This window comes from Pacificispira sp. HM-600 (assembly GCF_977993705.1).
The window spans coordinates 1,260,345-1,285,141 of record NZ_OZ388079.1 but is presented as its reverse complement, the minus strand read 5'-3'; the positions used below and the strand labels follow the sequence as shown (position 1 = coordinate 1,285,141).

Sequence of the window (24,797 nt, the reverse complement as noted above, 5' to 3'; positions counted from 1 at the left end):
ATTTGTCCCCCAAAGAGGGGACATACGTGCTGTGCGCGTTGGGGTTATGCTCGTTCTAGCTCCTTCTGAAGCATTCGAACCGACGTCCCCAGCGTTGGGCGGCCCGTTTCCCCAAGCGGTTCTGCGATCGGATGGGAAGGAAGCGGGGCCCCCTCGAGTCGCCCAGTCCCCAATGGGCCACCCGAGGGGGCCAATTCTTTTCTCCGGCCCCTCCCCACGACTCCTGATCGTGGTGTCGTCCACAGGTCGTCGGAACTGCTCGTCGCTTGCGCGCAGGCACCTGTCAGGATGGGACGCATCCGTTCCCACGTGATCGAAGAGAGCCACCATGTCGCAGCCGCACGGCGCACCGCACGCGGAGACCGAAGAAGCCCGCAGCCCCTATTGGAAGATCGCGGTGTGGATCGCGATCGGTGCGCTCATCGCCGCGGCTCTGGTTTGTGTCGTGTGGGTGCTGATCGGTGACCAGAACGGGCTGATCGGCCGGGCGTTCCTCACGATCGTGTTGCTCACCGCCTTTGCCGGCGCTGCGCTGCTCGACGCGAGCGTCGCGCCCCGGCGTCCGCAGTGGTATGTGCTCGTGAGCATGATCGGGTGGGTGCTCGCACTGCTCGCTGGCGCCATCAAGATCTGGGCGCCCATGGACTGGGGTTGGCCGTGGGGTGCCTCGCCTGTGGTTCGGTTCTTCGAGTTCGTCGGCATTGTCATCGTGCTGCGGCTGGCGATCCTGCACATTCGCCTGTTCACCAAGGGCGAGCCGCGGACGGCCTTCTCGCGCGTCGTCGTGCCGATCACGGTTGCCCTCGTCGCGGTTCTCGCGATCCTGCTCATCCTGCCGCTGCTGCTGGCCCGCGCCGTCGACTTCTCGGACTTCTACTGGCGGGTCGTCGTCGCGATCGCGATCCTGGCCGCGGTCGGGACCGCACTGGTGCCTCTCGTTAAGGCGCTGGACGGGCCGCGCCGTGTCGCGCCCCCCGCTCCGCCCGTGCCGGCTCCCACCTGGCCGACCTATGTCGACGGTGTCACGCCGCTCCCGGCGCTCGCCGACGGTTCGCCCGACTGGAACGCCTACTACACCGGTTATCCCACGCAGCAGGCGGCGTACCAGCCGCAGGCGGTTGCATCGACTCCGCCGCCGGTTCCGCCGGCGCCGCCCGCGCCCCCGGCCGCTGCGCCCGCAGTTCCGACGATGCCCACGCCCGAGGCGACGCCGCCTTCCTGAGTTCTATCGCGAGAGGATCTCGAGCGCGGCCATCGCCGCGTTCTGGCCTCCCACGCCGCTGACGCCGCCACCGCGCCGCGCACCCGCTCCACAGAGCGGAATGCGCGGGTGCGTTGTCTCGACGCCCCAGCGTTCGGCCGGACCGCGTGACCTCTCGCCATGCGCATCCGATTCTTCGTCGAGCCACGGCCACGACAAGGGGCCGTGGAAGATATCGCCGGCAACCATGCCGAGCGAATCCTGCAGATCAAGAGTCGTTCGTGCTTCGACGCAGGGGGTCCCGTCCGAGGCTCGGTAGATCACGTTCTCGATGGGCTCGGCAAGCACGCTGTCGAGCGACGCTTGAGCGGCCGCGAGCAGCTCGGTGCGCGCGGCATCCGCGTCCCGCTCCGTCGCGAGTCGATGGGGTGCATGCAAACCGAACAGCGTCAGCGTCTGCGCGCCCTCGGCACGCAGGTCGGGGCCGAGGATCGACGGGTCGGTCAACGAGTGGCAATAGATCTCCGCGGGGAGGGGTGACGGAACCCGGCCGGCCTCGGCTTCGGCGTAGGCGGCGTCAAGCTGCGTGAGTGTCTCGTTGACATGGAACGTTCCCGCGAACGCGGATGTCGGATCCACAGCGCGATCGCGCAGCCGCGGCAGGCCGCGCAACAACATATTCACCTTGACCTGCGCTCCCTCTACTCCCCGGGTAGCCGCGGCCCGGTCGGTCTCGTCCGCGCTGAGAAGTCGATCGAGAACGGCAGGTCCCACACCGCTCAGCACGAGTCGAGCGGCGACACGCTCGCCATCCTCCAGCGTGACCTCACCATCGGGGCTCACGCCGACAACTTCCGCGTTCACACGCAAGGTCGCTCCAGCGCGCGCGGCGGCGTCGCGCAGGGCGTCTGTCACGCTGCCCATGCCGCCTACCGGGACGTCCCAGTCGCCCGTACCGCCGCCGATCACGTGGTACAGAAAGCAGCGGTTCTGGCGTAGCGAGGCGTCGTCCGACGATGCGAAGGTGCCGATCAGCCCGTCTGTCATGACGATTCCGCGCGCCAGATCCGACCGCACCGATCCGCGGACGAGCTCACCGAGCGCACGATCGAGGCGGGGAGCAGGCTCACGAGGTACGAATAACGCGAGATGCGCGCATCGACTCCCGCCCATGGGCGCTCCGAAACCGCGGCGCCGCCAACATGGGCGAGGCGCTCGAGCAGCAGGACGCTCCGGCCTGCCTGCGCGAGGTAGGCGGCGGCGACGAGCGCGTTGTGACCGCCTCCCACGATCACGACATCGTGAAGGTTGTGCGGGCCGCTCGAGCGCGTCATGCGCCCACCCTAGGGTGCGCGGCGCCGAGAACGCATGGGTAGCGTAGGTGCGTGGATTCAGACGCGCAGCTTTTGTCTTTGGCCGTTGAGATCGCGCGGGAGGCCGGCGAGCTCGCTCGCACCCGGCGTGATCAGGGAGTCGCCATCGCGGCGACCAAGTCGGGCCTCGCCGACATCGTCACCGAGGCCGATCGCGAGGTCGAGCGCCTGATCCGCGACCGTATCGCCCAGGCGCGCCCCGACGACGGATTCTTCGGCGAAGAGTCTGCGGCCGAAGAGGGGTCCTCGGGTCTGACGTGGGTGGTCGACCCGATCGACGGCACCGTCAACTACGCCTACGGCATCCCCGCGTATGCCGTGTCTATCGGCGTCGTCGAGGGGCCACCCGACCCGGCGACGTGGACCGCGGTCGCGGGCGTCGTCAACAACCCCGCCACCGGCGAGCTCTTCCGCGCGGCGCGTGGCGAAGGCGCCCACCTCGGTTCGCAGCGGCTCGCGATCCGTGGCGAACCGGATGCATCCGGCGCGCTCATCGCAACCGGGATGAGCTACGACCCCGAGCGCCGCACGCAGCAGTTCGAGATTCTGGGGCGGGTGCTGCCGCTTGCTCGAGACATCCGTCGTATCGGCGCGGCGTCGCTCGATCTCGCCTTCGTCGCCGCGGGAAGATTCGACGCGTACTACGAGTGGGGCCTGTGGCCGTGGGACATGGCGGCTGGATCGCTGCTCGTCAGCGAGGCCGGCGGAATCGTCGGCGGGCTGGGGGGAGCGCCCGCGGGACGCGACCTGCTGATCGCCGCGAGCCCCGAATTCTACGGATCGCTGGAGGCCGTGCTCGCCCGTTGAGCAGTCGGCTCACACATGGCTTTCTCAGTCCCGACGGGCTAGTGTTTACCTATTCGTTATATCCGCCCGAACGGATCTGACGAAAATCTCAGGAGCAAGAACCCGAGCCCGTCGCGTCCCCCCGCGATCCTGATCCGAGAGTTCCATCCGCTTGCAGCCCGACGCCCCCGAGTCGGAGTTCGGCCTCACACGCCGTGCTCGACGTGCCGACGCCTCTGCGTCTGCCCAGGACTCCGCCTCCGATTCCGCCGCGACACGATCATCGGCTGATTCCGAGACGCGTGCCGCTCGTCGGCGAGCAGCAATTCAGGATGCTCCGCAGAGCCGTCGACAGGCTCGCCTGAGCGACCTTTCGATCGTCGAGTCCGTCACAGCTTCGGGTTCGTCCGCTCCGCTCGTTCCATCCCCGGCCGATCTGACGCCCGCGTCTCAGTCCGTCGACAGCGACGTCTCGGATGCCTGTGAGGTAGCCGCTCGCCTCTTCAGCTTCACCGGCGAGAACCCGGTGATCGTGCCGGTCTCCGAACCCACCGCCGCTGAGCCGGAGGATCCGGCATCCGCTTCACACCGCGCGCCGCGCCGTGCCCGTCGCTCGGGGTCCGCGTTGAGGCGCGTGGCTGCCACCGGCTTCAGCATGGGTGTCATGGCGGCCGTTGGGCTTCTGACCCTCGCGGTGACCGTCCCCGCCGAGGCGCTCGCCGCGGCGACCCAAGCCGACTCCGTCACATCGATCACGGTTGCGTCCGACGACGAGGTGGCGGAAGAGGACGAGATCCAGGCATTCGTCGCTCCCGAGGGAGCCGACACCGAGCTCAACCGGGACGAGAAGTACTCGACGGCCACCTTCAGCGACATCGCGGCGGCGACCGGCATCAGCCGCCACACCAATTTCTTCATCAACGACCCGAGCGCTCCCATCCAGTGGCCGTTCGCCGTCGGCGTTCCCATCTCGGATGGTTACGGCCCGCGCTGGGGGTCGTTCCACTACGGCCTCGACTTCACGCCGGGTGAGGGTGCCGAGATCCAGGCCGTCGCCGCAGGAACCGTTCGCGTCGCGAACGAGAGTGGTGGCGCGTTCGGTGTGCACGTCATGATCGATCACGAGATCAACGGCGAGGTCTTCTCGACCCACTACGCGCACATGCTGTACGGCTCGCTGCAGGTCAAGCCCGGCGACGTCGTCGAGGCCGGTACGGTTCTCGGGCACGTCGGCGACACCGGTCTGTCGTACGGAGCGCACCTGCACTTCGAGGTGTTCGTCAACGGCGCACGCATCGATCCGCTGCCCTGGCTGCGCGAGCACGCGGGCGGCTGATCCGCGAGGTCGCCTCGGTTTCAGGTCGGTGCCTCGCCGATGGTATTCTCTTGTGGTTGCCCGCTTTGCGGGTGCGCCCCGATAGCTCAGTGGTAGAGCACTTCCATGGTAAGGAAGGGGTCGTCAGTTCAATCCTGACTCGGGGCTCGCAGCATCCTGGACCGGGATGCGGTGTGGCGGGGTAGCTCAGTTGGTGAGAGCGCACGACTCATAATCGTGAGGTCGCGGGTTCAAGCCCCGCTCCCGCTACGAAAGAAGCGCCCCCTCGTGGGGCGCTTCTTTCGTTGTGGGCGTGGTCGGTTGGCGCGTCATGCGCGGGTGGGCCCACGCCGCCAGAGGCTCCGCGCGCCGCGCAGCGGCGTGTGGAGAGGCGGTGGGGACAAGCCCCGCTCCCGCTACGAAAGAAGCGCCCCCTCGTGGGGCGCTTCTTTCGTCGGCGGAGCAGTTGGCGCGTCACGCGCGGGCGGGGCTACCCGAGCTCGCCGGGGTGCGTCAGCCGCCACCAGGCGGTCGGCTGCTCGATCCCGCCCTCGAGGGTCACGTCAGCCGTCGCGGTGTTCGGCCCCGCGGTCCACGTTATGGTGCCGACGGACTCGCCGTCCTGATATGTCTCGGGCGTCGTCGTGTCCATGGTTACGGCGATGGGGGCGTCAGACCAGGTCAGGATCGAGGCGCTGTCGAGCAAGACCATCCGTCCGGCTGATCCCCATGCCGTCGTGTAGGTACCGACCTGTTGACCACGCTCAGACAGGGGGACGTCGTGGAAACCTCCGCGGATGCTGTCGAGCAGGGAGACGACTCCCGTGCTGACGGAGTCGCGCGAGAACCCACCCAGCATGACGCCGGTGACGGTCAGCGGCTGACCCGTGCCGACATCGAGCGTCGCCGTGTAGAGCAACGTGTAGTCGTTCTCGCCGAGCGTTCCGGTCTTGAGACCGGTGATTCCGGATGTGCCCAGCAGGCCGTTCGTGTTGGACATCGTCCCCGGACCGGGCAGGGTCAGCGTCGGCGTCGCCGCGATCTGCGCGATCACCGGGTTGGCTGCCGCGATCTTTCCGATCGCGATCATGTCGCTCGGAGTGCTCACGCTGCGGGGGCTGAGGCCCGTGGGTTCGACGATCGTCGTGCCGGTCAGACCGTTCTCCGCAAGCCACTGCCGTGCCGCGCTCACGAAAGCGCCCTGCGACCCGAACGCCCAGGTCGACACCGCCTCTGCATAGTTACTCGCCGACGGGATCAGCATCGTCGCGAGCGCGTCGTGCAGTGACATCGACGTGCCCCGGGGCATCTCGGCAACCGTCGCCCCGAGCACGTAGTACTTGTCGAACAGATCTCGGTCAGCCTCGTCGAAGGCGATTGTCGGACCGGGGTCGTCCGCGCTCGTGAGTGGCTTCGCGTCCAAGATCACGAGCGCAGTGATCAGCTTGCTGATGCTCGCCATCGGCCGAGAATCCGGCGCGCCGCTCGACATCCAGATGCCACTCGCCTCCGACCCGAGATAGTCGTCAGCGCCAGCGACGCTGATCGCGGCGGAACCCTCGACAGGCATCGCGATGGTCGCCGCCGGCGGAATCGAGGCATCCGGTGCCTGCCACTCGACCACGGGCTCGGGGAGAGGAGCGTTCAGAGCCCACGCGACATACCCGCCGGTCGACGCGAACACGACCGCGAGGACGAGCGCGAGGATCAGCCAGCCCCTCCGGCGCCGACGTCGTCGGATCGCGGGAGTCGTGATTGCGGGCCCCCGTCCGTCGAGCTCAGACTCCCCATCCTGTCGCCCGAACACTCCCCGCGTCCAGCGCTCTCTCGGCAACGTGGAGAGCGCTCGGGTTCGCATGACGGCCCAGCGGAGGGCATGAACGCGCCCCGTTGTCAAGGGGGACGGAGATGCCGAAGTGCCGCCGCACACTGGATGGACAACGGTTGGAGAACCATGTCCAGCATCCACAATCCGCACTATGCGTTGCAGCCGACCACCACGATGATGTGGCTCGTACTCGACCTGGGACGGCCGCTCGGAGATCCACGCCGCACCGTCGCGCGAATCTACGAGGTCGACGCAGACGAGGTCGAGGTCGAGTGGCTCCTCGATCTGCCTTTCCCCGCGCGGTACAGCTCGCCGATCGCGGTCGTGCGTGACCTGCAGCGGCGCGAAGCGCGCTCCCGGTCTGAGCGACCGGTCCCCATTCCGCACCGGGGTCCGCCCCGTACCGCCCTGATGTCTCGGGACTAGCAAGCACGCGTACTCGCCGTGCGCGATTGCTGCGCGCACAGAAGGGCCCTCTCGCGTCGTCGTCTTCCCCAGCCGTCGACACGAGAGGGCTATCCTGATTCCCCACGAACATTCGTCTTATGGCACGAAAAAACACGCGCTCTTCAGCGCGGATCAGATCGCACAGCAATAAGACACGGTGATCAGTCCCCACGTCACACCGTTGAGATCGGGTTCTCGTAACCTAGCAAAACCGTTCACCTACTGTCCACCGAAAGGGGGACAGTTGTGGATAATTCGTGGAAGTGTTAGGCGCCGGTTGCGGGCGAGTTGCGCGGGCGTGTGTCGGGCCATCCGAGAGAATGCGGACATGACCCAAGAGCGGTGGCACAAGCTGACCTACTGGCCGCTGATCGTGGCATCGTTCGCCTTCATCGTCGCGTACTCGTGGCAGGTCATCGGAGAGCTTCGGGGAGCGCCCAGGGCAATCACGGCGACGATCATCCTCGTCACCTGGATCATGTTCGTCGCGGACTATCTGGTGCAGCTCTTCCTCGCGCCGAAGAAGGGCGCCTGGTTCCGTGCACATATCTTCGCGCTCGCGGTCGTCGTCGTTCCGGCCCTCAAACCCCTCCGCCTCCTCCGGGTTCTGACGGTGTTCCATCCCTTCGGACGAACCGCGGGTGACGCCTTGCGCGCCCGCCTCATGATCTACGGTGTCGCATCGGCACTGATCGTCGTCTACATCGCGGCGCTCTCGGTGCTCGAGGCCGAGCGCGCGTCGCCCGACGCCAACATCACCAACTTCGGCGATGCGATCTGGTGGGCCTTCGTCACGATCACGACCGTCGGCTACGGCGATTTCACTCCCGTGACGGTAGCGGGACGCGTCGTCGCAGTGATCCTCATGCTCTCGGGCGTCACCGTGCTCGGCATCAGCACCGCGACCCTGGCGTCGTGGGTTGCGGAGCGCGCCACCGCCGGCCACGAGGAGTACCAGCCGGCGACCCGGGCTGAGGTACGCAAACTCTCGGCGCAGCTCGCGGCGCTCGGCGCGCCGACCGATTCGTCGTCGACAGGGCGGACGCCTGACGCCTGAGCGCGGCGGGCGCGCGGCCGGGCCTGGACTAGGGTTTTCTGGTGTGCCCGCGAGGGCGGAAGGGCCGGGCAATGCCAAGACGTGGTGCAAACGGTGGGGACGGCGAAGTCGTCGAGGGCTATCGCTGGACGCCGGGACGGGTCATCCTGCACATCTCGGTGGGGCTCTTCGCGGGACTTCTCTCGGGAATGTTCGGCGTCGGCGGTGGCGTCGTCATCGTTCCGCTTCTCGTGCTGATGCTCGCCTACCCCCAGCGGCTGGCCTCGGGGACGTCGCTCGCCGCGATCATCCCGGCGGCGAGCGTCGGCGTCATCTCGTACGCGCTCAGCGATGACGTCGCCTGGATCCCCGCACTGATCCTGGCCGGGGGCGCCGTGATCGGTGCGCAGGTCGGAACGTGGCTGCTGCCGCGCGTCCCGGTGCGCGTGCTGCAGTTCGGCTTCGCGGCGTTCCTCATCGTGGTCATCGTCAGCCTTTTCCTCGTCATCCCGAGTCGCGGCGAGCCCTTCGAGCTCGATGTCCTCATCGTGCTGGGACTCATCGGGCTCGGGCTTATTACAGGCGTGCTCTCGGGATTGCTCGGCGTCGGTGGCGGAATCATCGTGGTCCCGGCGCTGATGCTGCTGTTCGGGACGAGCGATCTGATCGCGCGTGGAACCAGCCTCCTGATGATGATCCCTACGGCCCTGTCAGGAACTTTCGGCAACGTGCGCCGCAAGAACGTCAACCTCCTGGGTGCTGCTCTCATCGGGGGTGCCGCGTGCACCACGACCGCACTCGGTGCGATCATCACCAAGAGCATCGACCCGTTCACGGCCAACATCATCTTCGCGGTGTTCCTCTTCTTCATCACCTTGCAGATCCTGGTGCGGGCGATCCGCGGGCGATCCAAGTAGGGCCCGTACGCCGTCATAGGATGGCGGGGTGCCAGTGAACCCCGAGCTCGTCGGTCGTGACTTCCCGCCGACCGAGCCCTACCTCGTCGGTCGCGAAAAGGTGCGCGAGTTCGCGCGCGCCGTGTTCGCGACAGACCCCTCGCACACCGACGTCGCGGCCGCGCAGGCACTCGGCTACGCGGATGTCGTGGCACCGCCGACCTTCGCGATGGTGATCCAAGACCACACCTTGCAGCAATTGCTCGCAGAACCCGACTCGGGCGTCGTGCTCGAGCGAACGATCCACGCCGAGCAGAAGTTCCGTTACTCGAGGCCGATCGTCGCGGGCGACGAGCTGACCGGCCGGCTCGCGGTCACGGGTGTCCGCGCGATCGGCAAAGGCGCCATGGTGACGAGTGAAGCCGAGATCACGGATGCCTCGGGCGCTCATGTCGTGACCGCGACATCCATCCTGCTGATCGGCGGCGAAGAATGACCGGCCTGCTCCCCACCGTCGGCGAAGTCGTCGCCGAGCGCACCGTCCACCTCACCCGCGAGTCTCTCGTGCGCTACGCCGGCGCGTCGGGCGACTTCAACCCCATCCACTACAGCGACGAGGTCGCGGCTCGTGTCGGTCTGCCGGGTGTCTTGGCGCACGGCATGTTGACGATGGGTCTCGCGGGCTCGACGATCATCCCGTGGATCGGCGACGCCGGCCGCATCACCGACTACGGCGTGCGCTTCACCCGCCCCGTCGTGGTCGACGCCGCAGAGGGTGCGGACGTCCGGGTTGTGGCGACCGTCGCCGAGGTCGACGAGGCCGCCGGCACCGCACGCATCGATCTCGTGGTCTCGCACGCCGAGACGACCGTGCTCGGCAAGGCGCAGGTACGCGTCCGGCTGGGCTGAGGCGCGCATGCCCGACATCGATCCCATCCCCCTCGCTCAGCTGACGACGCTGCGCACGGGTGGTCTGCCGTCGCGCATGATCGCGGCGAACACCCGCGACGAGCTCGTTGCGGTGCTTCGCGAGGTGTGGGCGACGGATGAACCGTGGTTGGCGCTCGGCGGGGGATCGAACCTCTTCGTCGGCGATGCCGAGTTCGACGGCACCGTCGTACGGATCCTGACACGGGGGATCGAGCGTGTGCCATCGGTGCGTCCCGGTTTCGCGCGGCTGCGGATCGAGGCGGGTCACGACTGGGATGAGCTGGTCGCGTACACCGTCGAACAAGGTCTGGCCGGGATCGAGGGGATGTCGGGCATTCCCGGTACCGTCGGGGCGGCGCCCGTGCAGAATGTGGGCGCGTACGGGCAAGAGATCGAGCAGACGCTCGTCGAGGTGGAGCTGATCGACGAGTCGACGGGCGAAGTGGAGGCGGTGACGGTCGCAGAACTCGGGCTGGGCTTTCGCACCTCGGTCTTCAAGGCTCATTACGGGTCGGTGTCCGAGCGTCCGTCCGTGATCCTGTCGGTGACCCTCGAACTGGAAGAGGTCGGCGACGCACCGCGCGTCGTACGCGGCGAGCAGCTGCGGCGAGCACTCGGGTACGAAACCGGGGCATCCGCAACGCTCCACGATGTGCGCCAGCGTGTGCTCGCGACGCGTCGGGCGAAGGGCATGGTGCTCGAGGACGCCGACCCCGATACATGGAGCGCCGGTTCGTTCTTCCAGAACGCGATCGTCACCGCCGCATTCGCGAGGACGCTGCCGCCCGAATGCCCCCGATGGCCGGTGCGTCCCGACGTCGAGGTCGACACCGTGATCCCGCTGTCTTCGTACGACGGGATCGTGCCCGCGGCCTCCGGTTCGGCTCCCGACGTCAAGCTCAGCGCCGCCTGGCTCATCGAGCACTCGGGGATCCGCAAGGGGTTCTCGCTGCCGCGCTCGCGCGCGGGTCTCTCGACGAAACACGCGCTCGCGCTGACGAATCGCGGGGGAGCGACGGCGGCAGAGATCGCCGAGCTGGCGCGGTTCATCCAGCAGCGTGTGCAGGCGGAGTTCGGCCTGATCCTGCAGCCGGAGCCCGTGCTGATCGACGTGGAGTTGTAGTCGCGGTCGACCGATTTCAGTCGGACTGATGACATTCGCGTCCGCGTCGGATAGAAACAGAGGGATTCCACAGGAGAAAGCCCCCATGTCGACGATGACATCGCATTCCGACCACCGACTCTTCGCGGGCGGAGAGTGGCTGACGCCCCACACTTCGGCACGCATCGAGGTCGAGAACCCGTACACCCGGCTCATCATCGGAACGGCACCCGACGGCGACGAGGCCGACGTCGATGCGGCCGTACGAGCCGCGCGCGCCGCCTTCGACCACGGACCCTGGCCGCGCATGAGCCCGGACGAGCGGGCCACGTTTCTCGAGCACCTCGCGGACGAACTCGAGCGCCGCGGAGCCGACATCGCAGACCTGGTGACGATATCAAGGCATCGGGACTGTGTCACTCGGACCTGCACTTCGCCGAGACGAATTTCGGGATGGAGCCCCCGATGGTGCTCGGCCACGAGATCGCGGGAGTGGTGGCGGGTATCGGCCCGGAGGTCACCGAGTTCTCGATCGGCGACCACGTCGTCGGATCCCTGGTGCAGTTCTGCGGGGCGGGATTCGCCGAGCAGGCGCTCCTGCACGAGAATCAGCTGATCGCGATCGACCCGGCGGTCCCGTTCGCCGAGGCATCCGTTCTCGGTTGCGGCACCATCACGGGCGCGGGCGCGGCGATCAATTCGGCGGGAGTGCGCCCCGGTCAGACCGTTGCCGTGATCGGTCTCGGCGGCGTCGGTCTGAATGTGATCAGCGGAGCGCGCCTGGCGGGTGCCGCTCGGATCATCGGCATCGACCTGAACGACGAGAAGCTCGAACTCGCTCGCGGGTTCGCAGCGACCGATGTCGTCAACGGTCGGAATGGGGATGCCGTCGCAGCGGTGCAGCAACTGACGGACGGGGGCGTGGACCACGCGTTCGAGGTGATCGGGCGGAAGGACACCGCGCTCCAGGCCATCGCCATGCTCGCCGTCGGGGGCACCGCCAGCCTGATCGGGATCCACCGGGCGGGCTCGACGATCGAGCTCGACCCGAACGATTTTCTGCGTTGGCAGAAGAAGGTGCAGGGCGTCTACATGGGGCACGCGAACATCAAGCGCGACATCCCGTTCTACGCCTCGCTCTTCCTCCAGGGTCGGCTGAACCTGACGGACCTGATCTCAGCCGAGATCGGCCTCGACGACATCGACGAGGCCTACGAGCAGCTCCGCACGGGGCGAACCGCTCGGAGCGTCATCACCCGGTTCTGACGCCGCTCGCGAGCCCGCTCGGTCAGGCGAACAGTTGCTGGAGGCGCCGGATGCCCTCCAGCAACTGGTCGTCGCCGAGCGCGTACGAGAGGCGCAGGTATCCGCTCGGTCCGAATGCCTCGCCCGGCACGACCGCGACCTCGGCCTCTTCGAGGATGAAGTCGGCGAGTTCGAGCGACGTGTTCAGGGTACGGCCGCCCCATTCGCGCCCGAGCAGCCCGGTGACGTCCGGGTAGACGTAGAAGGCGCCGAGGGGCACCGGTACGACCACGCCCTCGATCTTCGACAGCTCATCGACGATGAGTCGCCTGCGGCGATCGAACGCGAGCCGGAACGTCTCGGCCTCGTCCTGCGGTCCGGACAGCGCAGCAAGTGCGGCGCGCTGCGCGATGTTGTTGACGTTGCTCGAGAGGTGCGACTGCAGGTTGGACGCGAGCGCGATCGCATCGCGCGGGCCGACCATCCAGCCCACCCGCCATCCGGTCATGGCGTATGTCTTGGCGACGCCGTTGACCAGGATCGTGCGGTCGGCCAGGGCGGGAACCGCCTCGACGATCGAGACCGCTCGGGTGGCTCGCCCTGAGCCTGTCGAAGGGTAGACGAGGTTCTGGTAGATCTCGTCCGAGATCACCCAGATGCCGTGCTCGAGCGCCCATTCGCCGATGGCCCGGGTCTCTTCAAGGGTGTAGACGGATCCGGTGGGGTTGGAGGGCGAGACGAAGACCAGAACGGTCGTGCGCTCGGTGCGCGCGGCCTCGAGCTGCTCGACGGTGACCTTGTACTCCTGGTCGGCGCCGGCGAAAACCTCGACGGCCACGCCGTCGGCCAGGGCGATGGCCTCGGGGTAGGTCGTCCAGAACGGTGCGGGGAGTAGGACTTCGTCGCCCGGGTTCACGACGGCCTGGAACGCCTGGTACACGGACTGCTTGCCGCCGTTCGTCACGACGATCTGGGCGGGGTCGACCTCGAGCCCGGAATCGCGCAGGGTCTTGGCCGCGATCACCTCACGCAACACCGGCAGGCCCGCCGCGGGGGTGTAACGGTAGTTGGCGGGGTCGTGCAGCGCTTCGGCCGCGGCATCGACGATGAACTGGGGGGTGGCGAAGTCAGGCTCGCCCGCTGCGTAGGAGATGACGGGACGCCCGGCGGCCTTGAGAGCCTTCGCTTTCGCATCGACCTTGAGGGTCGCCGACTCGGCGATAGCGGACAGTTTGCGGGAGAGCGGAGCGCGTTCGGTCACGTCTTGAATCGTAGTCGCGTGACCCGCGCCCCGCCCTCCCACCGCCCCTACACTCGCGAACCGCCCCCCGACCGCAGGCGAGAGAGGGCGTCAACCGTGGCGGCCAGAATCAGCACCCCACCCGTCACCAGCAGGTTGATACCGGCCGGCAACCCCAGCAGACCCAGCCCGTTGGTGATGACCGAGATGACGAGGGCGCCGATTGCCGCGTGAACGAGACGGCCCTTGCCGCCGAACAGGCTGACCCCGCCGACGACCGCGGCGGCCACGCCGCTCAGCACGATCTCTCGACCGACTGTCGCGTCGACCGAGCCCACGCGGGCGACACTGAACAGGGCCGACAGCACGGCGAGGGTCGAGCAGATCACGAATGCCCACCACATGACGAGCCGGACTTTGACGCCCGAGCGCCGTGCGGCCTCTTTGTTGCCGCCGATCGCGTAGATGTAGCGGCCGAACTTGGTGCGGTCGAGCAGAAGCGTCCCCAGCCAGAGCACCACGAGCACGATCGGCACGATGACCGGTACGCCCTCGACCGCGACGATGGACTGCCCGCGGTTCTGGTTGAGGACGTACACGACCAAGCCGCCGATGAGCGCGATGGCGGCGAGCTTGATCCACACCACGGTGATCGTCCGATTGGGTACGCCCGCCCGAGTGCGGCGCCTGCGATCCCACCACGAGGTCCCGCCGGAGATGAGGAGCATGATTGCCAGCAGAGCCCAACCCGCCCAGACCGGCAGGTTGCTGTTTTGGATGGCGACGAGCTCGGGGATCTGGAGGCGGTACAGGCCACCGTCGCCGATGATCAGCAGAGCGAGACCCTGATACCCGAGGAACAGGCCGAGCGTGACGACGAACGAGGGTATCCCCACCCTCGCCACGAAGAACCCGATCAGAGCGCCAGTGCCGAAGCCGACCGCGAAACCGATCAGCAACGCAAGGGGCCACGGAACGCCGAACTGTCCGTTCAGGACGACGAAGAGGGCCATCGCCACGCCGCCCGTCACACCGGCCGACAGGTCGATCTCGCCGAGCAAGAGGACGAAGACGAGCGCGATCCCGAGCATCACCAGGGTCGATGCCTGGTTCATGAGGTTCGCGAAATTTCGTTCCGTGAGGAAGTACGGGCTCAGTGCGCTGAAGAGGATGCCCAGTACCACGAGTCCGCCGATGGCGGGGAGAGCGCCCATGTCGCCGGAGCGGACCCGCTGCCACCAGGCCTTGACCTGGTCGATCAGACCGCCTTCTATGCCGGAGCCGATCATGCCCTCGCTCGTGAGGGGCGGGGTGGCGTCCTTCGAGGGGGTGGTCATTCTGCGCCTCCCGTGGCGATCGTGCTGGTCTCTTGGACGGTGAATCCGGGGGGTGTCTTGGTGCCGGTGATGTACCCGACGATGTCGTCACGCGTCGTTTGCGAGACCTCGAGCTGTGCGACGAGCTGCCCCAGGTAGAGCACCGCGACGTCGTCTGCGACCTCGAAGACGTCGGCCAGGTTGTGGCTGATGAGGACGACCGCGACGCCCTGTTCGGAGAGGCGGCGAACGAGGTTGAGCACCTGTTCGGTCTGGGCGACGCCGAGGGCGGCGGTCGGTTCGTCGAGGATCACGACGCGCGCCTTCTTGAGGACGGCACGAGCGATGGCGACGGTCTGGCGCTGGCCTCCGGAGAGCGACGAGACGCGCTGACGCACGGACTTCACGGTGCGTACCGAGAGGGAGCGCAGCGTGTCGGATGCCTCTTTCTCCATCCGGCCCTCGTCGAACGTGCCGAATGAGAGTTCTTCGCGCCCGAGGAACATGTTCTGGACGATGTCGAGGTTGTCGCAGAGAGCCAGGTCCTGATAGACGACCTCGATGCCGAGGGCCGCCGCCTCGCGCGGCGTGGTCAGGTCGCGGTGGACACCGTCGATCCTCACCTCGCCCTGGTCGTAGGGCTGAACCCCGGCGAGTCCCTTGATGAGCGTGGACTTTCCCGCTCCGTTGTCGCCCACGAGTGCGGTTACCTTGCCGGGATAGACCTTGAGGTCGATCCCCTTCAGGACAGAGACGGGGCCGAATGACTTCTTCACTCCGACCAATTCGATAATCGGGTCTGGCATGTCGTTCCTTCGAGGGTCAGGTTCGAGGCGTTGTCGGGGGCGCCGCATCATGCTGTCGATGCGACGCCCCCGGATGGATCGAGCTACGGTGCCGTGACGCCGAACTCTTCGCAGGCGGCCATGACATCCGGCGTGCAGACGTCGTCGTATGCGGCGTCGCCGGCGGCGATGACGTCGTTGACCATGTCCGGTCCGACCAGGATCGGCGTGACCTGGATATACGGGGTTCCGTCATCGAGTTCCGCGTCAGCCGACGGCTTTTCACCGCTGAGCAGCGCAACTGCCACCTCGACCGCGGCCTCCGCCTCGTCCTTGACGGGCTTGTAGACCGTTGCGGTCTGCCATCCCAGCAGGATGTTCTGCAGACCCGCGACATTCGCGTCCTGACCCGAAACAGCCACACCGCTGAGGTTGTTCTTCTGCAGGACAGCGATGACGCCGGCCGCGTTGGTGTCGTTGGCCGCCCAGACGCCGTCGACCTTGCCGCCGAGCGCGGTCAGCGCCTGCTCGAAGTTGGTCTGCGATTTGGCCTGGTCCCAGATTCCCGGGGGCTCTTCGGCGGGCTTGATCCCGGCGGCTTCCATCACTTCGACGGCACCCTCCTTGAACATCGCCGCGTTGCCGTCGGTGGGGTCTCCGCCCATGTAGACGACGACCGCGGAGGCCGGGTCCTTGCCGGCCGCCTCGAGGCCATCGAGCACCGTCTGGCCCTCCATGCGCCCCACCTCGACGTTGTCGAACGACACGTAGTAGTCGGCGCCCTCGAAGGGGCGGTCGTAGGCGATGACCGGGATGCCCTCGGTCTTGGCCTTCGCTGCGACTGCCTCGGCCGCGCCCTGGTAGTCGACGAGCAGCATGACGCCGCAACCCTGGGTGAGCTGCTGGTCTGCGATCGTGGAGTACTTGTTGACGTCGCCCTGCGCGTTTTGGATGTCGACCTCGAACCCGGCCCCTTCGAGGCCCTCCTGCAGGTACTTGCGGTCGAAGTTCTCCCAACGCGGGGAGGATGCGGCGTCCGGAAGGATCACGCAGGCGCGCCCAGCGGCGTCGCCCCCGCCGCCTTCCGATGACGACGGTGTGCCCGAACCGGAACAGCCGGCCAGCAGCATCGCCGAGGCTCCGACGGCGGCGAGCGCCGGGAGCAGCAGAGATTTCTTCATCTTTCGCCCTTCCACAATGAATATGCGATTGCCGGGGCATCAGTGCCCCGCAGGTCGATCATGACGATGCGGATGGCTAACGTCAAGAGTTGAACGCAAGAATGATTGGGAGCGGTACCGAATCGGTTCGACCAGTGATCGGGAGGTGATTGCTGAGCAGCCTGCCCGCTAATGGACGCGAATAGTATGCATTACGCGCAGAGCGATGCGGGTTTCGTGCACGCGGCTAAGAGCAACGATTCAGTAACTGAACTCAAGAACACGCGATTCGAGGCTGTTCGTTCAATTTCGGCCGTGCGTCGCCCGACTCTTTCGCGACGTCGAGTCGAGGATGACCGCGAGCACCAGCACGACCCCCGTGACGACGAAACGTACCGACGAGTCGAGGCTCAGCAGTGTCAGGCCCGACGAGATCGACTGGATGACCAGGATGCCGAGCAGCGCCGCCCATGCCGTCCCTCGCCCGCCGAACAGACTCGCGCCGCCGATGACGGCGGCGGCGATCGCATTGAGGTTCGTGTCGGCAGTTCCTGAACTCTGGCTCACGGCGCCGAGGCGCGCGGCGGCGAGGATGCCCCCCGTCGCGGCGAGTGTCGAGCACAGCACGAACGCCGACAGGTAGATCCGGTCGACGCGAATGCCCGCACGTCGCGCGGCCTCGACGGAGCCGCCGACGGCGTAGACGGCGCGCCCCCACCGGGTGCGGGTGAGGGCGAAGTCCGCCACGGCGATCAGGAGGACGAACAGCAGGAAAGAGAACCCGACGCCGCGCGACAGATTGAGATACCACGCGGCCGCTCCCAGCCCCGCGAGCAACAGGAGGGCGCGAACGGCGATGGAGCGCGTGCTCTGGTAGGTCAGGTTCGCCCGCTCGCGTCGCCGTGCCGTGCGCAGCCGTGCCCAGGCGTTCCCGGCGACGGCAAGCAGAATCACGGCATAGGACGCCCACGGAGGGAGGAACATCTGCTGTGCGAAGACGACGAGCCACGAATCGAACGGCAGGTTGATCGAGCCCTCTTCGCCGAGGACCCAGAGCTGCACGCCCAGTATTCCGAGCAGCCCCGCGAGGGTGATCACGAAGCTCGGGATGCCGAACCGCGTGTACAGGAACCCGTACAGCAGGCCGACCGCTGTTCCGGCGAGCATACCGGCGAGCACCGCCGCGATGACTGGCCAGCGGGCCTGAACCATTGCCACAGCCAGCATGGCGGCCGACAGGCCCGACACCGATCCCACCGACAGGTCGATCTCGCCGACGAGCAGCACGATGACGACCCCGAGGGTGATGGTGCCGATCGCCGCGCACTGCAGGGTCAGGTTCACGAGATTGCTGCTCGACAAGAAGACGGGATTGAGGATCTGGAAGATCGTCCAGATGATCGCGAGACCCAGGACGACGGGCACCACGCCCAGATCTCCGGTGCGTGCTCGGTCTATCACGCCGGTCGTACCGTCGCGCACGCGATCCGCCGCCGCGGATAGGGGGCGGCGGGCCGGATCGGACGCACTCATCGGGGCCTTCCGGTACGACGCTTACCGCGATCCGTGAGCGAGACCACACCCGCTCCGGGTCTGTCCACTGCCGCAGCGTCGATCGCCGCAGCGTCGATTGCGGCGGGGTCGATGGCAGCGGGGGGAGTTGCGCGCGGTGGATCGAGCGCGCCCGTAATCGCTGCCAGCAGGGTCTCGGTCGTGATCTCGGCGACGTTGTAGACACCGTTGTTGCGCCCGAGCCGCAGCACCGCGACTCGATCGGCCACGGCCATGACGTCGGCCATGTTGTGGCTCACGAGCACAACGCCGTGTCCGCGCTCACGCAGTCGTTCGATCAGATTCAGAACCTCGGCGGTCTGGGCGACCCCCAGGGCGGCCGTCGGCTCGTCCAGAATGACGATCTTCGGCTCACCGACGAGCGAACGCGCGATCGCGACCGTCTGGCGTTGGCCCCCGGAGAGGGTCGACACGTGGTCGCGCACCGACGGGATGCGGGCCGAGAGGTCGCGCAGCAACGACCACGTCCGCTGTTCCATCTCGACCTCGTCCAGGCGGCCGTCGGTGACGAGTTCGCGGCCGAGCCAGACGTTGGCCACGACGTCCAGGTTCTCGCAGAGCGCCAGGTCTTGAAACACCGTTGCGATTCCGAGGTCGTGCGCATCCGCCGGATCCGAGAGCGACACACGCCGTCCGTCGTACTCGAGCGTCCCGCTGTCGGGGGCATGGACCCCCGCGAGCATCTTCACCAGCGTCGATTTGCCCGCCCCATTGTCGCCAACGAGGGCGACGACCTCGCCCTCGTTGACCCAGAAGTCGACGTTGCTCAGCGCCGTGACGGCACCGAAACGCTTGGTGGCGCCGGTCACGGTCAGGATGCGGTCTTGTCTGATCCCGGTCATGGCGAGGTGAGTCCCGCCTCAACACACGCTCGTGCGTAGTCCTCGGTACAGATCTGCTCGATCGTCCAGAATCCGTCGGCGACGACCGTGTCAGCGATGTTCGCCCGCGTGACGGCGACGGGCAGCAGCAACGTCGCCGGAATCCCGTCGATCTGCACGGTGGATGTCACGTCCTCGCCCTTCGCGAGAGCCACGGCGACCTCGGCGGCCTTGCGGGCTTGGGGCCGGACATCCTTGAACACGGTCATGAACTGGTCTCCCGACACGATGCGCTGGATCGCCGTGAGTTCGGCGTCTTGACCGGTGACCAGCGGCAGGGGGCTGACGTTGGCCGCTCTGAGCGCCGAGACCGCTCCGCTCGCCGTACCGTCGTTCGCGGCGTACACGCCCTCGATCTGGTCGCCGAAACGGGCGACCTGGCCGGCAACCCACTCCTGCGCCTTGTCGGGGCTCCAATCGGGCGTGTCGTACGACGCGAGCACCGTGAGGTGGCTCGAGTTGATGACGCTCAGCGCTCCCTCCTCGAACTGTGGGGCATTGCTGTCGGTGGGCGAGCCGTTGACCATGAGTATTCCGCCGCTCCCGCCCGTGGCGAGCGCGTTCACGAGGGCCTGCGCCTGCAGCACCCCCACGAGAGCGTTGTCGAATGAGACGTAGTAGGCGATGTCGCCGCCCGAGATCAGTCGATCGTACGAGACGACCGGAACGCCGAGACCGTTGGCCGCGTTGACGATGCTGATCGCCGCCTCGGCGTCGACCGGATCGAGCACAAGGACGGATATGCCCGCGGCGAGCAGGGACTCGGCCTGCTCCTGCTGTTTACTCATGTCTTGATCGGCGTTGGCGTAGAGCACCTCGTAGTCACCGAGTTCGGCGACCCGCTGCTCGAAGACGGGCCGGTCGAAGCTCTCGTAGCGCGCCGTCTTCGCGTCCGGAAGCAACAGCCCGATCTTGACGGTGCTTCCCATGAGCCCGGAGCACGCGCTGAGCATCGCCGCGAGGATCACGAGCATTGCTGTCAGCATCACGAACATCGACGCGCACCCCAGCACCGCGCGTACGCGGCCGGGCCGGGCAAAGCGGATCCCCATCGACACGCGACGAGTCTAGGGTCGCGATCACGCGGGAAGAGCGACCGTCTCCGAATCGACGCGCACATGATCGAGCGCGACAGCAATGGCTCCGCGCGTCTCGGTCCATTCGCCGAAGCTGGATTCGACGATCTCGGGGAGCTCGCCCGACGCCGAGAGTGCCGCCCGCTCGAGCGCGTGACGCATGGGGGCGAGCAGGATCTCGCCCGCCCGCGCGAGCTCGCCGCCGACGACGATCGCCTCGGGATCGAAGAGATTCGTCAGGCTTGCCGCCGCGATGCCGAGGTGCTTTCCCGCATCCGCGATGACGCGACGCGCGCGCCCGTCGCCGGCCTCGGACGCCTGCACCAGGTCGCCCAGGCGACGGAAGCCGCCGTCGGGCGCGAACAGGCTGAGCAGCGCCGGGCCGCCCGCGTAGGTCTCGAGGCAACCGCGGTTCGAACAGCGACACACGGGGCCGTTCTCGTCGAGCGTGATGTGCCCGATCTGACCCGCCTTCCCGTTCACCCCGCGGAAGAGGTCGCCCCCCACGACGAGGCCCGCGCTGATCGTCTGCCCCACGCGCAGGTACACGGACGACGCCGAGGTGCGGGTTGCTCCCTCCCGCGCCTCGGCGAGGCCGCCGAGGTTGGCTTCGCCGTCCACGAACACGGGTCGACCCGTGCGTGCCGAAAGGCTGGCCGCGACGTCGACGCCCTCCCAGCCGCGCAGCAGGCCGGGAACCGAGATCCATCCCGTCCGCGGATCGATCGGCGCGGGCAGACCCAGCCCGATCGCCAGGATGTCGGACAGCGAGCCGCCGATCGAATCCATCATGTCGCTCAAGAGCAGGGTGAGGCGGTCGAGTTCGGCGTCGTGGCGATGATCCACCGGGAGGGGCAACGTCGACTGGGTCACGATCGTGCGCGTCGCATCGGCGATCGCGATGTGCAGGTGGCGAGACGAGAAGTGGGCGCCCGCTACGATGCCGAGATGCCGCGCCAACGAGACGAGCGTGGCGCGACGACCGCTCCGCGAGGTGATCGAGGTGTTGAGGACCCCGGCGGCCGTGAGCTCCTTGACGATGTTCGACACGGTCGCGGGGGAGAGGCCCGTGATGCCCGCGAGCTCGACCTGGGTCAGGCGTCCGTAGCGCTTCAAGCTGTCGGTCACGCGGGCGCGGTTCGCCTCTCGCAGAGAGGTCTGCGAGCCCGGAGAGGCCTGGAACCGTGCCACGACGCTCACTGTAGCGGACCCCTCCGGGCTTGCATCCTGCCGACTTCACCCGGCTAGCTCAGCCGAACTGGCTCATCGTGTTGTCCTTGCCGCCCGCCTTGAGGGCGGCGTCGCCCGCGAAGTACTCCTTGTGGTTGTCACCGATGTCGCTGCCGGCCATGTTCTGGTGCTTCACCGTCGCGATGCCCTCGCGGATTTCGCGGCGCTGCACGCCCGTGACGTAAGCGAGCATGCCCTCGTCGCCGAAGTAGCCCTTGGCCAAGTCATCCGTCGAGAGCGCGGCCGTGTGGTACGTCGGCAGGGTGATGAGGTGGTGGAAGATTCCCGCGCGGGCCGAGCCATCCTTCTGGAAGGTGCGGATCTTGTCGTCGGCGAGGCGCGCGAGCTCCGAGCCGTCGTACGAGACGCTCATCAGGTCGGCGCGGTCGTAGGACGACACGTCGGCACCCTGCGCGGCCAACTCGTCGTATGCCTGCTGACGGAAGTTGAGCGTCCAGTTGAACGACGGGCTGTTGTTGTAGACCAGCTTCGCGTTCGGGATGACCTCGCGGATCGCATCCACCATGCCGGCTATCTGCGCGATGTGGGGCTTCTCGGTCTCGATCCAGAGCAGATCGGCGCCGTTCTGCAACGAGGTGATGCAGTCGAGCACGCAGCGAGCCTCGCCCGTGCCGGGGCGGAACTGGTACAGGTTGCTCGCGAGCCGGCGGGGGCGCAGCAGCTTGCCATCGCGCCGGATGATGACGTCGCCGTCGGCGAGGTCGGCCGCGGGGATCTCTTCGACATCCAGGAAGGCGTTGTACTGGTCGCCGAGATCGCCGGCTGACTGCGAGACGGCGAGCTTTTGGGTCAGGCCGGCGCCGAGCGAGTCGGTGCGTGCGACGATGATGCCGTTGTCGATCCCGAGTTCGAGGAACGCGTACCGGACGGCATTGAGCTTGGCGATGAAGTCGTCGTGCGGAACCGTGACCTTGCCGTCCTGGTGCCCGCACTGCTTCTCATCCGACACCTGGTTCTCGATCTGGATCGCGCACGCGCCGGCCTCGATCATCTTCTTCGCCAGCAGGTACGTGGCCTCGGGATTGCCGAACCCCGCGTCGATGTCGGCGATGATCGGCACCACGTGCGTTTCGTAGGTGTCGATCTGGGACTGGATGAATTCCTCGGCCGTCTCGTCTCCCGCGGCGCGGGCGGCGTCGAGCTTCGTGAAGAGAAGATCGAGCTCGCGCGCATCGGCCTGTCGAAGGAACGTGTACAGCTCTTGGATGAGCGCCGGAACCGAGGTCTTCTCGTGCATGGACTGGTCGGGCAGGGGCCCGAACTCCGAGCGCATCGCGGCGACCATCCACCCCGACAGGTAGAGGTAGCGCTTGTTCGTCGTCTTGAAGTGCTTCTTGATCGAGATCAGCTTCTGCTGCCCGATGAAGCCGTGCCAGACACCCAGGGACTGGGTGTACAGCGAGGAGTCGCCGTCGTACTCGGCCATGTCGCGCCGCATGATGTCGGCCGTGTACTGGGCGATCTCGAGGCCCGTCTTGAAACGGTTCTGTGCGCGCATGCGCGCAACGTACTCGGGGTGGATGGCATCCCAGCTCGGGCCGTTCTGCTTCTTGAGGGCGTCGACGGCTTCGATGTCGTCTGCATAGGTGGTCATGTCAGTCCCTTTGGTGGTGGTTGAGGTCGGCCGCGCGATTAGGCGAGCTCGACCAGGTACTTCGCGTAGGCGGGGAGCGTGAGGAAGGCCGGGAAGTCGGTTCCGAGCGCCACCTCGCGGAAGATCTGCGCGGCGTCGTCGAAGCGGTCGGCCGCGCTCCGGTCGACCTCGCTCAGGACCTCGTCGATCAGACCCTCGATGTACTCGCGGGTGATTGGGTCGCCCTCCGCGGTGGAGCGGTCTTGGTGGATCCACTGCCACACCTGGCTGCGCGAGATCTCGGCGGTTGCGGCATCCTCCATGAGGTTGTCGAGCGCCACAGCTCCCAAGCCCCGCAGCCACGCTTCGATGTAGCGGATCGCGACAGACACGTTCGCGTGCACGCCGGCAGCGGTCACGGGGCTGCCGATATGCACGTCGAGCAGATCGGCTGCCTTCACGTGGACGTCGTCGCGCTGGCGGTCGAGCTGGTTCGGTCGGTCGCCGAGCACCGCGTCGAACTCGGCCATCGCGGTCGGGATCAGGTCGGGGTGCGCCACCCACGTGCCATCGAACCCGTCGCCGGCCTCGCGCTTCTTGTCGGCGGCCACCTTCTCGAACGCGCGCTGCGTGACCTCGGGGTCGCGACGGTTCGGGATGAACGCGCTCATGCCGCCGATCGCGAAGGCTCCCCGCTTGTGGCAGGTCTGCACCAGCAGTTCGGTGTAGGCCCGCATGAACGGCACCGTCATCGTCACCTCGCTGCGGTCGGGGAGGACAAACCGTGCCCCACGGCCGCGGTAGTTCTTGATGATCGAGAAGATGTAGTCCCACCGGCCCGCGTTCAGGCCCGCGATGTGGTCGCGCAGTTCGTAGAGGATCTCGTCCATCTCGAACGCGGCGGGCAGCGTCTCGATCAGCACCGTCGCGCGGATCGTGCCGTGGGGGATGCCGAGGTAGTCCTCGCTGAACGAGAACACGTCGTCCCAGAGGCGCGCCTCTTCGCTGGATTCGATTTTCGCGATGTAGAAGTAGGGCCCGCGTCCGGAATCGATCAGCGCCTGGGCGTTGTGGAAGAAGTAGAGGCCGTAGTCCACGAGCGAGCCGGATGCCGCGAGCTGGCGTCCCGCGCGATCCGTGTACCGCAGGTGGTTCTCTCCCAGGTGCCAGCCTCGGGGGCGCATCACGATGGTGGGCGTGCGCTCGGCGGTGACCTCGTAGGTCTTGCCCTCCGGGGACGTGAACGACAGCTCACCCCGGATCGCGTCACGCAGCGACAGCTGGCCCTCGATCACGTTCTTCCACGTGGGGGATGTGGCGTCTTCTTGATCGGCCAGCCACACCCGCGCGCCAGAATTGAGCGCGTTGATCGTCATCTTCGGGTCGGTAGGGCCGGTGATCTCGACGCGGCGGTCCTCGAGGCCGGGGCCGGCGCCCGCGACACGCCAGGTATCGTCGGCGCGGATGTGCGCGGTGTCGTCACGGAAGCGGGGGTCGTGCCCGTTACCGATCTCGAAGCGGCGGCGCATCCGGTCGGCCAGGCGGTCGTACCGACGGGACGAGAAGCGGTGGTGCAGCTCGGTGAGGAAGGCGAGCGCCTCGGCAGTGAGGATCTCGTCATACCGGTGACCGACTGCGCCGAGGACCTCGATCGAGGGTGCGGTGTGCGTGAGGGGTGGTGTGTGGGTGTCCGTGATGGTCATGGTCCCTGTCCTTCGGGTGATCGGTGTGCCTCGGTGGGCTTTCCTCCACTGTGGGTGAAGAAGCAACTGCACCGTTGCCGA

23 protein-coding genes, 2 tRNA genes and 1 pseudogene are annotated in these 24,797 nt (G+C 67.2%); 13 read left to right on the top strand and 13 right to left on the bottom strand.

What is annotated here, in order from left to right; genetic code table 11:
• Positions 1-328: 328 nt before the first annotated feature.
• The gene (locus tag ACXZ1E_RS06045) at positions 329-1,222 is read left to right on the top strand and encodes a hypothetical protein (RefSeq protein ID WP_458042493.1); all 894 of its coding nucleotides are present in this window, start codon (positions 329-331) and stop codon (positions 1,220-1,222) included.
• Positions 1,223-1,225: 3 nt separating this feature from the next.
• Here ACXZ1E_RS06045 and ACXZ1E_RS06040 read toward each other — a convergent pair whose 3' ends face one another.
• Positions 1,226-2,248, bottom strand: a complete 1,023-nt coding sequence (locus tag ACXZ1E_RS06040) for a phytoene desaturase family protein (protein WP_458352068.1) — start codon at positions 2,246-2,248, stop codon at positions 1,226-1,228.
• Positions 2,245-2,535, bottom strand: a complete 291-nt coding sequence (locus ACXZ1E_RS06035; protein WP_458352067.1) for an FAD-dependent oxidoreductase — start codon at positions 2,533-2,535, stop codon at positions 2,245-2,247. The genes ACXZ1E_RS06040 and ACXZ1E_RS06035 overlap by 4 nt, the downstream gene beginning before the upstream one ends.
• 51 nt (positions 2,536-2,586) lie before the next feature.
• Here ACXZ1E_RS06035 and ACXZ1E_RS06030 point away from each other — a divergent pair, with 51 nt between their 5' ends.
• The 4 genes from ACXZ1E_RS06030 (at position 2,587) to ACXZ1E_RS06015 (ending at position 4,945) form a co-directional block, all read left to right on the top strand.
• Complete coding sequence (locus ACXZ1E_RS06030) at positions 2,587-3,381, top strand: inositol monophosphatase family protein (protein WP_458042492.1); 795 nt, start codon at positions 2,587-2,589, stop codon at positions 3,379-3,381.
• 151 nt (positions 3,382-3,532) lie between these two features.
• Positions 3,533-4,696, top strand: coding sequence for a M23 family metallopeptidase (locus ACXZ1E_RS06025; RefSeq protein WP_458042491.1), 1,164 nt, complete (start codon positions 3,533-3,535; stop codon positions 4,694-4,696).
• A gap of 75 nt (positions 4,697-4,771) precedes the next feature.
• A tRNA-Thr gene (locus ACXZ1E_RS06020) sits at positions 4,772-4,843 on the top strand.
• 28 nt (positions 4,844-4,871) lie between these two features.
• Positions 4,872-4,945 (top strand) — tRNA-Met (locus ACXZ1E_RS06015).
• Between the two features lie 220 nt (positions 4,946-5,165).
• On the opposite strand, the gene ACXZ1E_RS06010 is transcribed toward ACXZ1E_RS06015, so the two are convergent.
• On the bottom strand, positions 5,166-6,533 hold the full coding sequence (locus ACXZ1E_RS06010; RefSeq protein WP_458042490.1) for a D-alanyl-D-alanine carboxypeptidase family protein: 1,368 nt from the start codon (positions 6,531-6,533) through the stop codon (positions 5,166-5,168).
• Between the two features lie 96 nt (positions 6,534-6,629).
• On the opposite strand from ACXZ1E_RS06010, the gene ACXZ1E_RS06005 reads away from it, so the two are divergent.
• The 8 genes and pseudogenes from ACXZ1E_RS06005 to ACXZ1E_RS05970 all read left to right on the top strand — a co-directional run bounded on the left by ACXZ1E_RS06005 (position 6,630) and on the right by ACXZ1E_RS05970 (position 12,180).
• Entirely contained in the window at positions 6,630-6,929 is a 300-nt protein-coding gene (locus tag ACXZ1E_RS06005) for a hypothetical protein (RefSeq protein ID WP_458042489.1), read from the top strand.
• Positions 6,930-7,278: 349 nt separating this feature from the next.
• Positions 7,279-8,007 (top strand): potassium channel family protein, encoded by a 729-nt coding sequence (locus ACXZ1E_RS06000; protein WP_458042488.1) that lies wholly within the window; start codon positions 7,279-7,281, stop codon positions 8,005-8,007.
• A gap of 71 nt (positions 8,008-8,078) precedes the next feature.
• Positions 8,079-8,903, top strand: a complete 825-nt coding sequence (locus ACXZ1E_RS05995; RefSeq protein ID WP_458042487.1) for a sulfite exporter TauE/SafE family protein — start codon at positions 8,079-8,081, stop codon at positions 8,901-8,903.
• A 28-nt stretch (positions 8,904-8,931) separates the two neighbouring features.
• Positions 8,932-9,378, top strand: coding sequence for an FAS1-like dehydratase domain-containing protein (locus ACXZ1E_RS05990; protein WP_458042486.1), 447 nt, complete (start codon positions 8,932-8,934; stop codon positions 9,376-9,378).
• Positions 9,375-9,791: a MaoC/PaaZ C-terminal domain-containing protein gene (locus ACXZ1E_RS05985; protein WP_458042485.1), complete on the top strand. Its 417-nt coding sequence runs from the start codon at positions 9,375-9,377 to the stop codon at positions 9,789-9,791. Before ACXZ1E_RS05990 ends, ACXZ1E_RS05985 begins: the two co-directional genes overlap by 4 nt.
• A gap of 7 nt (positions 9,792-9,798) precedes the next feature.
• Positions 9,799-10,935, top strand: coding sequence for a UDP-N-acetylmuramate dehydrogenase (locus ACXZ1E_RS05980; RefSeq protein ID WP_458042484.1), 1,137 nt, complete (start codon positions 9,799-9,801; stop codon positions 10,933-10,935).
• A gap of 28 nt (positions 10,936-10,963) precedes the next feature.
• Positions 10,964-11,299 (top strand): annotated as a pseudogene (locus tag ACXZ1E_RS05975) (aldehyde dehydrogenase family protein); the annotation flags it as partial.
• Positions 11,212-12,180 carry a zinc-binding dehydrogenase gene (locus ACXZ1E_RS05970; protein ID WP_458042877.1) on the top strand — a complete coding sequence of 323 codons (969 nt, stop codon included), beginning with the start codon at positions 11,212-11,214 and terminating at the stop codon, positions 12,178-12,180. The pseudogene ACXZ1E_RS05975 and the gene ACXZ1E_RS05970, both read left to right, overlap by 88 nt.
• A 22-nt stretch (positions 12,181-12,202) precedes the next feature.
• On the opposite strand, the gene ACXZ1E_RS05965 is transcribed toward ACXZ1E_RS05970, so the two are convergent.
• The 10 genes from ACXZ1E_RS05965 to aceB all read right to left on the bottom strand — a co-directional run bounded on the left by ACXZ1E_RS05965 (position 12,203) and on the right by aceB (position 24,716).
• A complete protein-coding gene (locus ACXZ1E_RS05965; protein WP_458042483.1) occupies positions 12,203-13,420 on the bottom strand; it encodes a pyridoxal phosphate-dependent aminotransferase in 1,218 nt (405 codons plus the stop codon).
• Positions 13,421-13,467: 47 nt separating this feature from the next.
• Positions 13,468-14,736, bottom strand: coding sequence for a sugar ABC transporter permease (locus ACXZ1E_RS05960; protein WP_458042482.1), 1,269 nt, complete (start codon positions 14,734-14,736; stop codon positions 13,468-13,470).
• On the bottom strand, positions 14,733-15,521 hold the full coding sequence (locus ACXZ1E_RS05955; RefSeq protein WP_458042481.1) for an ATP-binding cassette domain-containing protein: 789 nt from the start codon (positions 15,519-15,521) through the stop codon (positions 14,733-14,735). Before ACXZ1E_RS05955 ends, ACXZ1E_RS05960 begins: the two co-directional genes overlap by 4 nt.
• A gap of 83 nt (positions 15,522-15,604) precedes the next feature.
• Positions 15,605-16,681 carry a sugar ABC transporter substrate-binding protein gene (locus ACXZ1E_RS05950; RefSeq protein WP_458042480.1) on the bottom strand — a complete coding sequence of 359 codons (1,077 nt, stop codon included), beginning with the start codon at positions 16,679-16,681 and terminating at the stop codon, positions 15,605-15,607.
• Positions 16,682-16,963: 282 nt separating this feature from the next.
• Positions 16,964-18,193, bottom strand: a complete 1,230-nt coding sequence (locus ACXZ1E_RS05945; protein WP_458042479.1) for a sugar ABC transporter permease — start codon at positions 18,191-18,193, stop codon at positions 16,964-16,966.
• A complete protein-coding gene (locus tag ACXZ1E_RS05940; RefSeq protein ID WP_458042478.1) occupies positions 18,190-19,074 on the bottom strand; it encodes an ATP-binding cassette domain-containing protein in 885 nt (294 codons plus the stop codon). Before ACXZ1E_RS05940 ends, ACXZ1E_RS05945 begins: the two co-directional genes overlap by 4 nt.
• Entirely contained in the window at positions 19,071-20,165 is a 1,095-nt protein-coding gene (locus tag ACXZ1E_RS05935; protein ID WP_458042876.1) for a sugar ABC transporter substrate-binding protein, read from the bottom strand. Before ACXZ1E_RS05935 ends, ACXZ1E_RS05940 begins: the two co-directional genes overlap by 4 nt.
• Before the next feature lie 27 nt (positions 20,166-20,192).
• Positions 20,193-21,380 carry an ROK family transcriptional regulator gene (locus ACXZ1E_RS05930; protein ID WP_458042477.1) on the bottom strand — a complete coding sequence of 396 codons (1,188 nt, stop codon included), beginning with the start codon at positions 21,378-21,380 and terminating at the stop codon, positions 20,193-20,195.
• Positions 21,381-21,438: 58 nt separating this feature from the next.
• Positions 21,439-23,034 (bottom strand): isocitrate lyase, encoded by a 1,596-nt coding sequence (locus ACXZ1E_RS05925; protein WP_458042476.1) that lies wholly within the window; start codon positions 23,032-23,034, stop codon positions 21,439-21,441.
• 38 nt (positions 23,035-23,072) lie between these two features.
• On the bottom strand, positions 23,073-24,716 hold the full coding sequence (gene aceB / locus ACXZ1E_RS05920) for a malate synthase A (RefSeq protein WP_458042475.1): 1,644 nt from the start codon (positions 24,714-24,716) through the stop codon (positions 23,073-23,075).
• Between the last annotated feature and the right edge of the window lie 81 nt (positions 24,717-24,797).

Bases quoted from the DNA above. Each gene is read 5' to 3' on its own strand.
- ACXZ1E_RS06045 (WP_458042493.1), top strand. From the start codon at position 329: ATGTCGCAGCCGCACGGCGCACCGCACGCGGAGACCGAAGAAGCCCGC.
- ACXZ1E_RS06040 (WP_458352068.1), bottom strand. From the start codon at position 2,248: ATGACAGACGGGCTGATCGGCACCTTCGCATCGTCGGACGACGCCTCG.
- ACXZ1E_RS06035 (WP_458352067.1), bottom strand. From the start codon at position 2,535: ATGACGCGCTCGAGCGGCCCGCACAACCTTCACGATGTCGTGATCGTG.
- ACXZ1E_RS06010 (WP_458042490.1), bottom strand. From the start codon at position 6,533: ATGCGAACCCGAGCGCTCTCCACGTTGCCGAGAGAGCGCTGGACGCGG.
- ACXZ1E_RS06005 (WP_458042489.1), top strand. From the start codon at position 6,630: ATGTCCAGCATCCACAATCCGCACTATGCGTTGCAGCCGACCACCACG.
- ACXZ1E_RS06000 (WP_458042488.1), top strand. From the start codon at position 7,279: ATGACCCAAGAGCGGTGGCACAAGCTGACCTACTGGCCGCTGATCGTG.
- ACXZ1E_RS05995 (WP_458042487.1), top strand. From the start codon at position 8,079: ATGCCAAGACGTGGTGCAAACGGTGGGGACGGCGAAGTCGTCGAGGGC.
- ACXZ1E_RS05985 (WP_458042485.1), top strand. From the start codon at position 9,375: ATGACCGGCCTGCTCCCCACCGTCGGCGAAGTCGTCGCCGAGCGCACC.
- ACXZ1E_RS05980 (WP_458042484.1), top strand. From the start codon at position 9,799: ATGCCCGACATCGATCCCATCCCCCTCGCTCAGCTGACGACGCTGCGC.
- ACXZ1E_RS05960 (WP_458042482.1), bottom strand. From the start codon at position 14,736: ATGACCACCCCCTCGAAGGACGCCACCCCGCCCCTCACGAGCGAGGGC.
- ACXZ1E_RS05955 (WP_458042481.1), bottom strand. From the start codon at position 15,521: ATGCCAGACCCGATTATCGAATTGGTCGGAGTGAAGAAGTCATTCGGC.
- ACXZ1E_RS05950 (WP_458042480.1), bottom strand. From the start codon at position 16,681: ATGAAGAAATCTCTGCTGCTCCCGGCGCTCGCCGCCGTCGGAGCCTCG.
- ACXZ1E_RS05945 (WP_458042479.1), bottom strand. From the start codon at position 18,193: ATGAGTGCGTCCGATCCGGCCCGCCGCCCCCTATCCGCGGCGGCGGAT.
- ACXZ1E_RS05940 (WP_458042478.1), bottom strand. From the start codon at position 19,074: ATGACCGGGATCAGACAAGACCGCATCCTGACCGTGACCGGCGCCACC.
- ACXZ1E_RS05935 (WP_458042876.1), bottom strand. From the start codon at position 20,165: ATGGGGATCCGCTTTGCCCGGCCCGGCCGCGTACGCGCGGTGCTGGGG.
- ACXZ1E_RS05925 (WP_458042476.1), bottom strand. From the start codon at position 23,034: ATGACCACCTATGCAGACGACATCGAAGCCGTCGACGCCCTCAAGAAG.
- aceB (WP_458042475.1), bottom strand. From the start codon at position 24,716: ATGACCATCACGGACACCCACACACCACCCCTCACGCACACCGCACCC.